A 12,227-nucleotide genomic window follows, 5' to 3' on the forward strand; every position below is an offset into this window, starting at 1 on the left:
GCCCTTCTTCGGGCGCGCGCACACACGCATGCGCTTCACCCCCTGGCACGGCCATCTGCGCCCCAGCGACGTGCTTCTGCTGAAGACGGCAGAGAGAGGATCTGCTCCTGCTCGGGTCAGAAAGGAACCTAGAAGATGACGGAACCGGACAACACCTATGTGATCGACACCGAACACGCGGCCGAATTAGCGCGGCTGATGCAGCAGGATCGCCTGCTCACCAAGGCGATGGGGGCCTGTTACCCGAGGAAGGGATCAGCCTCCCCGAGATGGGCCGTGTGCTGGACCTGGCCTGTGGCCCGGGCGGCTGGCTGCTGGAACTGACCTTCTGCTTCCCGCGGGCCACCCTGCTCGGCGTCGATCTCAGCCCGGCGGTCGTCGAGTATGCCACCGCTCAGGCCCGCTCACGTGGCCTGCAGAACGTCCACTTTCAGGTGATGGATGTCATGGAGCCGCTGGCCTTCGAGGACGGCTCCTTCGACCTGATCAATGGCCGACTGCTCCTAGGCTTCATGCGGCCGGCGGCCTGGCCACGGCTGCTGGCCGAGTGCCGCCGCCTGCTCACCCCGGGCGGGATCATCCGTCTGACCGAAATGGAGCTGCCTCTCACCACCAGCCCAGCTTACGAGCGCTTCGGGGGCTACCTGACCGCTGCCCTTCAGCGAGCCAGGCAGAGCTTCTCGATGGACGGCCGCCACTTCAGCATCACGCCGGTGTTGCCGCGGCTGGTGCGCCAGGCAGGTTTTACGGATGTACACTTGCGGGCCACCGCCATCGAGTGGTCGACGGGCACCAAGGCCCGTTATCCCGTCTTCAAAGATCATTTCATCGCGATGGCTCTCTTACAGCCCTTTATCGCGAAGATGCAGGTGGCCACCAAAGAAGAGCTGGAGCAGCTCTATCAGCAGGCGGTGGCCGAGATGCAACGGGAGGACTTCTGTGCCGTCTGGACCCTGCTCACCGTGTGGGGGCGCCAGCCTGGCTGAGGGGGACCGGCCGTGGTGCTTGTCTGCTGACCAGGCTGCTCGATGGCCTTGCTGGAAGGGCACTATAACCTTGAGGCGGCGATGCTGGATCGCTTTAGCAAGATCTCATCGTACCTGTCCTTAGAGATTCCGCCGCCAGAGTATACTCGGTCATTGCAGGAATGAAGGAGGCTTTCCTGAGCGGAGTTGTAAACCAGGCCTGCTGCTGGAGGCGCACTAGGTAAAGGGTAGCGCTTGAGAGCACTGGGCAAGCTGTTCATAGACAGTGGCTGCAGAGGGGCGAGCGGCGGGGTCCTCGCGGAGCATGCCGCGGAGCACTTCGTAGAGGGCGACAGGGATGGTCAGGCGTGGCGGATCAGGCAGAGGACTGCGATAGTGACCGGCATAGAAATGCTCACTATAGGGGAGGCGCTCCCCGCTGGTCAAAGCCTGATAGAGCACAACGCCGAGCGAGAAAATATCGCTGGCCGTCTCTACCCTTTCAGGATGCAGCAATTGCTCTGGAGAGCTGTATTCGGGAGTACCCACAAAGGGGATACTCCCGTCCTCTCGGCGCCAGAGGATAGTGTCAACGCTCTCCGAGCGAGCGATGCTGAAATCGATGAGAACGGGTTCACCCTCGCGATCAATGATGATATTCTGCGGCTTAATATCGCGATGGATGACGGGCCTCTCCTTGGTATGGACATAATCGAGGGCCTGTGCCAATTTCATTCCAAGCCGGATGACCTCTGTGGGAGACAGCCACTCGCCCGCTTTCCAGTGCTGATCTAACGACTTCCCCTCTACCCACTCCATCACGATACCTGGCGGATTCATCATGATATGATAAAAGCGGCATATATTGCGATGATATAGATTAGCGATAATTTGTCCTTCTCTTTGTAGTAACCTGGTACATCGTCTAATATCTTCACTGTTGAGGTCATGAGGTATATGAAGCAGCTTGATAGCGAAATAGCACTTACTCACAGGGTCCCAGGCTTTGACCACCTGGCTGGCTGGGGTACGGCCAAGAATTTCCTCGACGATATAACGTTCCGAAAGGGCCTCGCCGGGCAGGATCGTGCGCTGCACCAGAGCCAGGGTCTCCTCCTCTGCGAGCCATTCCTTCTCTTCCAGTTTCTGATATATATCAAGAATTTCATTGCACAGGAGGTCTGTATCTCTATAGGAAGCGTAGAGGGACTGGTCGACTGTTGGCTGCATCAATGGCTCACACATAGCCATCAGAAGAGCAGCAGCCTGGCGCCAATAGCCTACTACATCGACATGGGTCCGGGAGCTGAAGTAGGGGCGGAAGATATCCCAATGCTGGAAAATGGTCGGGAACATATTGCGAAAGCTCAGGTGCGAAGCGTACTGGAGGGGAGTCTGTCGCCGATAGTGCTTCAGCAGGCGTGTAACAATAGTGCTCAGGGCCTGCTCGGCCTCCCTCAGAGGGGGAGGGAGAGCCGGGGCAGGCAAGCGTGTCGAGAGATACGTTTGAAAGTGGAGAGAAAAGGCCACATAAGCTGGCTCGCGTCCTCCGCCAGCAGACCAGGCGGGATTAGGCTGGATGAGACCATAACTCAGGAGCAGATCGACGTCGCGCTGATCCAGGCCATAGACTGGTCCGAAGAGAAGCTGTTCTAGCTTTTGCTGGCGCTCATCTTCTCGTAAGAAGGTAAGCACCTGATCATAGTAGCGATGGAAACGGGATTCGACCTCATGAGCGGCCCTGGCAACGTCAACGGGAGCGGTGTGTTTGCCGTAGTGCTCGACCAGCTGGTAGCCCATAAGGCCTAACAAGTAGGGATGTCGCCCGCAATAGGCCAGCAGCTCGGCTCGCTGCGCCTCGTCGAGTTGGACGCCTGCCCTGGCCAGCTGATCGAAGTAGGCGGGCAGCTCGCTCTCATTGAACATGGCGAGCCGGCGTTCTAAAAACATGCTATCGGAGATCGTCTGCGGCTGGCTTTCGATGGCCTGCAGGGGCCGGCGTGCCTGCACGACCCAGGTCACCTGGCAGTCGGGTCCTGTCAGCTCGCGGAACCATTGCAGTTGGGCCGTATGGTCTGCAAAGAGGAGGCGAGCGTGATCAAAGCGGTCGATCAGAAAGATGACGTGTACATTGGCCTCACAGACTGCTCTAAAAAAGTGCCTGAGCATCTGCCAATGCAGCTCCGTGGACTGGCGGTTGAGAATCTTCCTGGCAGCTGTCCGGATCTGAGGCGTGATCAACTTGAGCGTTTCCAGCTCCTCTTTACAGCATGCTACCAGGTCGTAGAAGAAGTGCAGGGGGTTGCCGTAGGCTGTGAGCTTGATTTGAATGGGAAGCAGTCGGCGTCGGAGCAGTTCCTGGCGGGCCTCTGGCTCGATAAACGCCCGCGCAATGAGCCAGGTTTTGCCAGTCTGGGGCAGGCCGATAATTGCCAGGCTGCCGCGCTGTTGCTCGGGCCGAATCACCCGATTCGCGATAGTTTCCAACGCCTCGGATCGACCGATAAAGTGGTCCCCGCCGAAGCTATTGCCCACCGAAGCAAAGGGATTTTCTGAGTAAGCGACCATAGGTTCTCTCCTCGGCTCTGCCGTTACGGATGAGCAAGAAGCCACTCCTTGAAGAGGCCCACGCGAATGGTGTAGCAATTGGCCCGCGTCTCGATCACCTCGCGCGCTGTCAGATCCTTCAGAATCTCATCGACGGAGGCCTCCGTCTTGACGCTGATGCTTTCACGTGTGCAGGGGCCGGTACGGCTGTTGAGAGCAATGGCGCTGAGCACGGCGCGTGCATCCTCTGATGGGATCGCATCCGGGGAGGTATCGCCAGAGCTGAGTAGATTGTCAAAGCAGGTGCTCTCATCCAGGGCATTGGCCCCCAGGATCAGCTCGTTTTTCACCTGCTCGACATCGGCCTGGGTCACGAGCGGATAGCGCTTGCGATTCATATACTCCACCAGACGACTGCAGAAAATCTGAATATAGTAGGGGCTGCAGGCTGTCAGATTGAGGATGCTCTCGATAGCCTTCTCACGATAGCGACTCTGCTCAAGCGGGCTTGCATTGTTGAGATGGATAGGCTCATCGATCAGCCTGCGCGCATCTTCTGGCCGCAGATAGCTGATGCGCTGGTCCTGAAAGGCGGCAAACTCATTGGGGAAGCCGGCCTTGAATTTGGGCATGACGTCCTGGCCCGCCAGAACTACGCTGAACAGATTCTGCTGGAGGAAGGCTTTCCAGTTCTTCATGAAGTCTTCTGAGAGCCGCCCTTTGAGGATCAGGCTGTAGATGTAGGAGAACTCATCCAGGAGCAGTACAATGCGAGTCTCGCCCCAGCCGCTACGCAGGGCGGCACGCTGGAAACTGTTCAAGACGCTCTGGAAGTAGGGCAGCGGCGTGGGATGAGCGTAAAACGCCGTCGCCTCGGGCACGCTGAAATTCGCCAGCGCAGGCCGTCGCCCAGCCTCAATTTCATCCTCGACGGCCGTCTGCAGCCCATGTAAGATGCCGCCCAGGAGCTGATAGAGCAGAGGAACTCTGGCATGCTCGTCCATATACGAGCCAACGCTCCCCATATCAATGACCAGCAACTGGGTGTAGTGGCGCTGCAGATGCTGCTTGAGATGATAGAGGATCGAGGTTTTGCCTGAGCGTTTCTGACCAAAGATCACGATCCCGGTGCTCTGCTGGGAGGGATTGCCCAGGGCCGCTGCAATGTTGGCGATCAGCTCTGAACGCCCATAAAACATGTGCTCATCGCGCACAATGCTGCCACTGGCATAAGCAGCGTAGGGGTTCTTAATATCCTCGAAGCTGTCGGCCGAGTAGAGGTTGATTGAGAAGGCATGCATCGACGTCTGTTGCCGCTCTCCCTGCCGTGTGCGATACTGAGCATAAACCGGTAACGAAAAAGCCTGGGCCTGCAGCACCTGAGGAGTGACCTGCAGAGGTATGTGTTTGATGCGTTGCTCGCCACCGCGCAGCGAGCCTTCCAACTTGATCTCTGTCGCCTTGACGCGAAACGAATCGCTGTCTTCTTGACAGACCAGCTCAACCGCTTCCGCCGGGCTACAGCCGAGCTTGTTCTCAATCACCAGCTGCACCTCCAGAAGGCCGCTGTTGCTGTCCAGAGCGTAGGATTCCATGTCCTTGGGCAGTCGCAGGGTGAGCTGCGGTTTCGAACTGCGATAGAGCTGCTCCCGGTGGTTGGAGACCAGATCCTGAATGGCCGTGACCAGCGGGTAAATATGCTCGATCAAGAGGCGGGTTGGATTGGCCTCGATCTCCCTCCCCAGGTCCTTACAACGGCTGTCAATCTGCATACAGAGCCGCTCTTGCTCCTCAAAGGTGGTCTCTTGGCTCAGACTCAGCAGGGTTTCGAGAATCTTACGCAATTCTCCAAGCTGCAGCCGGTCATGCTCAAAGAGCAGCTTCGGTTCAACCTCACGCAGGCTCTTCAGATTATCCTCAATGCTGGCAGCAGTGAGCTGGAGGCGGCTGCTGATCGTGCTGATCTCCGTTGTGACTTCATGCCACTTGTGGTATTCCTTCCGCAATTTATCGTCCCAGAGCTTGCTGAAGTCCTTACGGGAGATCGCCCCTTCAGGAATGGTAATGCCCTGGCGCTGCAGATACTCCAGGGCCAGCTTGCAGTATTGGGGTTCATCGTGCAGTCGCGGGAGCAGACGACTCGCAGCAAAATGGCTGTGCAGGAGCAGGTAGGAGAGGGCATCGAAGAGCCTCTCTGGATCCTTATGGATAAGCAGGACTTGTAGCCCGTCATCTATGCCCAAATGCTTCGGGCTGCTGGGTACTTGCTCGCGGGAGAGAGTGGAGTAGAGGAAACGCACCAGCGCATTAATAGCATCCTGTTCATCGTGGCCATGCGGACGGCTGCGATCACAGTCATAGGCTCTTAGGGCCTCGCAGTAGCACTCGCGGGCTGTATCCAGGGCGAGGTGCTGGATGATGGCGGCATCACCGCGCGAGGCGAAGGAGCGGCAGAGATAGCGGTGGAGGAACTGATACTCCTCCCATTCCTCATGGTCGAGTACAATGCGTGCTGCCGAGAGGTAGTACTCAGCGCGCTCACGAGGGCGGTAGGTTCGCATAGTACTCGCCAGATTTTCCAGCTTGCTGAGGTCGCTGCGATCGAAGTTCTGATTATCGAAGTTCTGATTCAAGCGGCGGGAGTCTATCCCTTCATACTTACAGCGGCTCAAGAAGAAGTCCGCAAATTTGCTGATTGAGCCTGAAGAGAAGTCGGTCAGGGCTGATTCCTCGATACTCAGATCGCTCAAGTTAGGCTCCTGGCCAGACTCGCGTGCCTGGATGATGGTATCCAGCAACTCGACGGAGCGTGGGTCAGATAGGTTCTCTCGCAGCAGGGCCTCGGCTTCTTCGGTCCGCCCCTGTTTGAGCAGACAGAGTGCCAGATTGCGCTGAGCGGCTCTATTATCTGGCTCCAGTTTGAGGACCTGGCGCATAGCCCGCTCGGCCTCGTTGGGATGCTCCTGCTTGAGATAGCAGATGGCAATGCGCCAATGGAGCTGGGCCTGACGGCTGGTGGGAAGGGGGGGCCGTTGACTCAGCATCTGTCTCAACAGGGTAATCGCCCCCTGATACTGGCCGGCTTTGTAATAGGCATCAACGAGCAGGTTGTCAATGCGCTGCTTATCGCTGAGGTGATGGCGGTTCTGTTGCAAGACCTCGATGGCTTCGGCGGGCCGATTCAGTTGCATCAAAAGCGCTGCCAGGTCTTTGACGGCACTGTCGAGCGTATCACCGAAACGAATGGCCTCGCGGAAGAGCGGTATGGCCCCCTCTAAATCCTTTTCAATCAATTGCTTGCGTTTGGCACGGGCGTAAGGATTGGAGCCGCGTGGCACGCCGCTGGCTCGAGCGAACTCAAGCCATTTCTGATAGCACTCGCGCGCCTCCGCATGCTCGGGGTCGAGATCGAGTACTTTGCGGGCCTGGGCACAGGCCTTTTCATATTCACCTTCGTTGGCGTAGTCCTGGGCCAGAGCAAAGATCTGTTGGACATCGCGACGCCGTGCCACGTCGATGGCAAAAGGGCCGCGCTGGCTCATGCGCGCCTGGAAGGTCACGGGAATCTTGTTGGTGAGCGGTCGTCCCTGGAGGCGTTCCAACTCGGCCAACAGGTCGTCATCGCTGATGGCGCTGCGGTGGAAAAAGTAGTTGCGCTGGTCATCGCCCTGGAGAAAGCCCCAACGGTTCTCATGGTAACGAAAGATATTCCCACGCAGCAAGCGTGAGGTCTCAGTCCTGCGCGAGGTGCCATACAGCCCTGTGCTCCGGGCAGGACTGGAAAACGCGAACCGCTCCTGCAGCTCGGTTGCTGCCTGTGGCTGCGGCTGTGGCTGCTCGGGGGTCAGCTTCTCCCAGAAGCGGCGTTGCTCGCGGCTCCATTCCTGGGCCGCTTGCTGATACCTGTGGCGTTCACCTGCAGTGAAATGCCACGCGGCTGCCTCCCGCAGTGCTTCCTCGACCGTGCCGGCTAACAGCTTTTCGACCAGTCGGCCACCTGCTTCTTGCTGACCACGGGCCTGGAGCAAGTAGATCGCGGCTTCCAGGAGATGCTGGCTCTCGTCGTCGAGGCCCCGCTGCTGGATGACGCGATAGATCTCGTGCAGGGGGGTGTAGTCGTCGCTCTCTTTGAGCAGGTTGATATAGACATACCAGGCATCCATGTAGCTGGTGATCGCCTCCAGTCTGAAAGCCTGGGTCAGAGCGTAGCAGGCCAGCTCTGGCTGAGACTCCGCTTGCTTGAGAGCCAGCACGGCCAGATTGTACCAGTCCGAGAAGAGCGGGGCGATGAAGGTCACCTCTTTATAGAGCGAGAGCGCCTCGGCGCCGTTGCCGTTGCTGGAGTAGCGCAAGAAGGCATAATGGCGTCTGGCAGCGGCAGAGTGAGGGATCTGCTTGATCAGCTGCTCCAGCTCGCTCAGAATCAGCTGAATGCGTCCAAACCGGGGAGCGAGCTCGTTCACTTTGAGGGCGTACTGATAGCGTGAGGCAAGCTGATCCCACTCTTTTTGATAGCCAGCGCTTTTGATTTCTTCGGGAAGTCGGAAGTGAATATCACGATCGAGTATAGCGAGCTGCGCTCCGCTGGCGCGGCCGTCGATGCGGGCAGCGATGTAGATCTGACGGCGCATGACCTCAGCGCTGAAAGGAGTGGGGGCATGGGGAGCATGCGCGCCGTTGCCCTGGTGGTCGGCTTCGTGCCCGTCCAGGGGGGAGGCTACTGCCGGCTGAGAAGGCTCCACGGGGGGACAAGCGTTGGCCAGGCTCACGCCTGGCTGCTGCGACGCTGGCTCTGGCGAGCTGCTCTCGCGCTCTATATCAAGGGGGAGCCCGGCGGGCCTGTCATTACCTCCTGCCGGCTGTGCGCTCTCAGGTCTCATGGCTGGGGCGGCAGGCCCCTGCTGAAAGGGGCTGGCTGGTGAGTTCTCCTCAGCCTCTCCATTCATGATTTCGCAACGATCAATGCGCTGGAGACGGATGAAGATGATGCGCCCGGCGGCTGTTTTGATCTGGGCGCGATCTCCTCCGGCGTTTTCCAGAATACCTCGGATTATTTCGCCTCTGTCCGTCTCGATCTCGACGACTCGACCAATGCTCTCTTGTAATGTTGCAAGCAGGGGATCGTCTGTACCTTTCTCCATAGTCTCGCTCGCTTCCCGATCGTAGTTTGGCTGGCACCTGCGGTCGATTCTGTCGATGGTGTGAGTATATGCGCGCCCGAAGCGCCTTCGTGCTCATTATAATCGTTACTCCTTTGAGTTTCAAGTAAGCATTAGACCCATCTCGCGTCTCGGGTATCGAGAGCCTAAATTGCTTCTCAGGACAGCCGTTGACAGGATAGAGACGGTGATTTATAGTACAAAGAAACGGCTGTTTCGAGCGAATCCGGCTATCGTCTGCTGGCAGGCGCTAAATGCCCTGTCTACACTCTTCCCGTGGAGGGAATAACCATGGACTACCCCCATCAGATGGAGAGGCACGTCATCTTCTGTCCCCAGAGCAAGCGCCTGCTCGATCGCGGAGTAGAAGGCGAGCTGCTGGTCGTGCGCTATCTCTTTGACCACCTGGACCCGCGCATGGTGGGTGACTACCGCGTGCTGGTCAACTACTATTGTCCTCAGCATGGTTTGAACGCCCTGGAAATCGATCTGTTGGTGATTACGACCTTTGGCGTTTTCTTGCTAGAGGTCAAGAACTGGCTCGGCCACATCGACGCTTATGATGATGCCTGGCAGCTGAATGGAGAAAAGCGCGACAATATTTTCGGCTCCATCTTGCACAAGCAGCACTGTGTTTACTCTTTGATGAAGAAATTCCAGAAGCTTCCTCTGCGAGTGAGCGTCTCTTCGCTGGTAGTGCTCGTGCAGGGAACAGCCCAATTTCACAATCATAGTGGATACGACGAGCGTGGTGTGGTTGGCCTGGATGAGCGTCTGTTGCGTGCCCTCAGTTCCAGCGAACTGCTTCACTGGCGCCAGAATAGCCACCGTCTCACCGATCAGGAGATTCAGGATCTCTGCAGCTTTCTCTCGCGACGACATAAGGATCAGGGCTATCAAATTGTGCACCACTATCGCCTTCTCAAGAAGACACGCTCTACGAGCTTATTTGAAGAGTTTGAGGCCGAGCATGTGCAGATCCCAACACGGCGTGTGCGACTCAAGTGCTATCGCCTGCGTACTCTCACCAGTGGGCGCGTTACAGAAAAGACTATAGAACAATTTAAACGTGGCATCGAGGTGGTCTCGACCCTGGCGAATCAGACTCACATTTTACAGACCCTGGACTTCTTTCCAGATCCCTGCTACTGTTACCTCTACTATGAGGTGACTGAGCCAATCGATGGTCTGCGCCTGGATGAGCTGGCTATCCAGTGCCAGCAGCAGGGGCGGACGCTGCCCCTGAAAACTCAGATGGCCATCGTGACGGCCCTCTGCAAGGCCCTACGGTCCGCCCATAACCATAAAGAGCAAGGAAAGAAAGCTCCCATCTATCACCGCAATATCTGCTTCGAAACTGTCTTTCTCATTCGCAACAAGGAAAACCATCGCCAGGTGGTGAAGCTCGCCGACTTTAATTTCGCTAAATTCGGGGAGCACACGATTAACCCGATGTACTGGGGCGTGCCTGAGTACCGCAATACCAGACTCATTGAAACGATTTTTACTGCTCCTGAAGTGCTTCGCGATGCATCAACAGCTTCGGCTGCAAGCGATATCTATGCCTTGGGAATCCTTTGGTATCTTTTGTCGATTCTACCAGAATATGATCCTCATATTCGTTTTGATCCAGATACCGATATGGTTCAGATCGATCGTCTGACCCTGCCCGGCGAGGTGCGCGATCTGCTGAAGCGCATGGTTGCTCCTCAGCCAGAAAAGCGGCCACAGCGTGTTGAAGAGATACTAGATGCTCTTAAGCTTCTCAAAGCGCTGACTTGATATGATGGTCTGCGCGACCTGCTGGAGAACTGGCAAGTGCTATAAGCGATTGAGCAGTGGAACGCTCTGGCCATGAAAACAACCGTCGGCATAACGCGAGTTGCACTGCTGTTGCTGTTGCGGATTGAGCACACCCTGCGTCATTGCCGTCCTGGCTACCACCTGCAAGGTGACCACCTGATATTTCACAAAGGCCTGGCGCGCGACGAATTGCAGAGAGCGCTGCCCGGTCGGCCAGCCGGTCTGCTCAGCGGGGAAGCAGCTCGCGCAGCTGGTGCAGGCATGGCTCACCGGGGAAGGCAGCGCAGGGGCAGACCGCCGCCCTCAAGCTGGCACGCCTGGCCAGTCGCTCGCGCGCCCTGGCTGACTACCTGTATCGGCGGCGTCATCTCATGCTGCGTGACTTCCTCTTGGGAGGCGGCACGGTGAGCCATGCGGCTCTGACGGCGCCGGTGCGCGCCGCCTACTGGGCACCCCACCGGCAGGCCGCCGATCGGGCTGGCGTGCTCGCTTTCCCGCTGCAGATCCCACGCCCGACCAGCGAGCCGATCGCGCAATGTAGCGCAGCCGTGGCCAGGGAACTGCACGAGACGCTGACCGCTACGCCGTCCCTGCTGCTCTGGGGGATGAAGGATTACCTCTTTGATGCAACGACCCTGGCTTCCTGGGTCGATTTCCGGCCGCACGCCACCGTGATGCGGCTCGAGCAGGCAGGCCAGCCACTATGTGCAGGAAGATGCTCCGCAATTGGTCGCATCCGCTATCACCAGGGCGATTCTCTAACTTCAGGCGCAGAGGGAGGGCGCGATTTATCGCGCCCCTCGTTCGTCCCTCGCCCGTATCCAGCCCTTCCCGTTCAGCTCGTTCCCTCTGGCAAGATGGAGGCCGGCGATGGCCGGCTCCAACCGGGTCGAGCGGGTAGCCTTCGTCACAGACCCCTCCTCGGAGCAAGGGCGGGTCTGGATCAACGTCACCCAATCTTTCGCTGGGGTCCCAGAGGAGGTCTGGACCTTCGAAGTCGGCGGCGATCAGGTCTGCGCTCAGTGGCTCAAATGGCCAAAGGTGATCCCCGCTTGCGCTTGCGTCTGGCCGCCCCCCTCTTGCTTCATCACCCGCCTAGCGCGCTTTTTCCCCATCTTGCGCAGGGCCGCCAGCATGCGATGGCCCGGCGTGTCATCGATGTCGTGCCACCGTTCGCCAGCGATGGCGACCTGCTTGCCTTTGTGCGCCTGCTTTCCACGCAGATACAGCCTGTTGCGGTGCTTTCCCTGGCTGGCCCTGCTGGTGGAAGCTAGCTTCATCCTGGGAGGAGCCTGGTCGCGTGGAGTGGGCGAGCGCTGGAGCTGCCGGGCCTGGGCCAGCTGGCGGCCCACCTGACACCGCGCAGCGCGAGCGATCCGAGCGATCGGCAGCGTCGAGCAGAAGGACTGCGGACGGCCTGGCTCTTCGGCCTGGGGTATGGCCTGGCCTCGCTGGGCTATGCCGTTCCAATCTTCTTGCTGATGGTAGGGACCGCCCTGACGCGCGGGAGCCTGGCCGAGGCGGCCCTGGTGCTGGTGAGCTATGCCGCTGGGATGGCCCTGCTGCTCGGCAGCGTGACCCTGGCCGCGACCGTACTGGGGGATCTCGTGCGTGCTCTCCTGCGACCGCTCTCGCGCTGGCTGCCGCCGATCAGCGCCCTGCTGCTGATGGGGGTGGGACTCTGGATCATCTGGTACTGGGTGCGTGCCGGCCTGTGGTAGCCGGGCCAGGGCCGGTGGCGAGAGAGGCCCGA

8 protein-coding genes are annotated in these 12,227 nt (G+C 58.6%); 4 read left to right on the forward strand and 4 right to left on the reverse strand.

Features of this window, described 5'->3' with window-relative positions:
* Positions 1-269 precede the first annotated feature (269 nt).
* Positions 270-986 (forward strand): class I SAM-dependent methyltransferase, encoded by a 717-nt coding sequence (locus KTAU_RS14605; protein WP_151729064.1) that lies wholly within the window; start codon positions 270-272, stop codon positions 984-986.
* Positions 987-1,202: 216 nt separating this feature from the next.
* On the opposite strand, the gene KTAU_RS14610 is transcribed toward KTAU_RS14605, so the two are convergent.
* Positions 1,203-3,533 carry a serine/threonine-protein kinase gene (locus tag KTAU_RS14610; protein ID WP_151729065.1) on the reverse strand — a complete coding sequence of 777 codons (2,331 nt, stop codon included), beginning with the start codon at positions 3,531-3,533 and terminating at the stop codon, positions 1,203-1,205.
* Positions 3,534-3,556: 23 nt separating this feature from the next.
* Positions 3,557-8,653 (reverse strand): tetratricopeptide repeat protein, encoded by a 5,097-nt coding sequence (locus KTAU_RS14615; protein WP_151729066.1) that lies wholly within the window; start codon positions 8,651-8,653, stop codon positions 3,557-3,559.
* A gap of 309 nt (positions 8,654-8,962) precedes the next feature.
* Here KTAU_RS14615 and KTAU_RS14620 point away from each other — a divergent pair, with 309 nt between their 5' ends.
* A complete protein-coding gene (locus KTAU_RS14620) occupies positions 8,963-10,453 on the forward strand; it encodes an NERD domain-containing protein kinase family protein (RefSeq protein ID WP_151729067.1) in 1,491 nt (496 codons plus the stop codon).
* Positions 10,454-10,492: 39 nt separating this feature from the next.
* On the opposite strand, the gene KTAU_RS14625 is transcribed toward KTAU_RS14620, so the two are convergent.
* Positions 10,493-10,744: a hypothetical protein gene (locus tag KTAU_RS14625; protein ID WP_151729068.1), complete on the reverse strand. Its 252-nt coding sequence runs from the start codon at positions 10,742-10,744 to the stop codon at positions 10,493-10,495.
* A complete protein-coding gene (locus tag KTAU_RS22410; RefSeq protein ID WP_170293309.1) occupies positions 10,741-11,139 on the reverse strand; it encodes a hypothetical protein in 399 nt (132 codons plus the stop codon). The genes KTAU_RS14625 and KTAU_RS22410 overlap by 4 nt, the downstream gene beginning before the upstream one ends.
* Positions 11,140-11,344: 205 nt before the next feature.
* Here KTAU_RS22410 and KTAU_RS22415 point away from each other — a divergent pair, with 205 nt between their 5' ends.
* Both KTAU_RS22415 and KTAU_RS14635 read left to right on the forward strand, forming a co-directional pair.
* On the forward strand, positions 11,345-11,830 hold the full coding sequence (locus KTAU_RS22415; protein ID WP_170293310.1) for a type ISP restriction/modification enzyme: 486 nt from the start codon (positions 11,345-11,347) through the stop codon (positions 11,828-11,830).
* Between the two features lie 125 nt (positions 11,831-11,955).
* Positions 11,956-12,195 carry a hypothetical protein gene (locus tag KTAU_RS14635; RefSeq protein WP_151729070.1) on the forward strand — a complete coding sequence of 80 codons (240 nt, stop codon included), beginning with the start codon at positions 11,956-11,958 and terminating at the stop codon, positions 12,193-12,195.
* Positions 12,196-12,227 lie beyond the last annotated feature (32 nt).

The organism is Thermogemmatispora aurantia (assembly GCF_008974285.1).
In the GTDB taxonomy this organism is placed as follows: domain Bacteria; phylum Chloroflexota; class Ktedonobacteria; order Ktedonobacterales; family Ktedonobacteraceae; genus Thermogemmatispora; species Thermogemmatispora aurantia.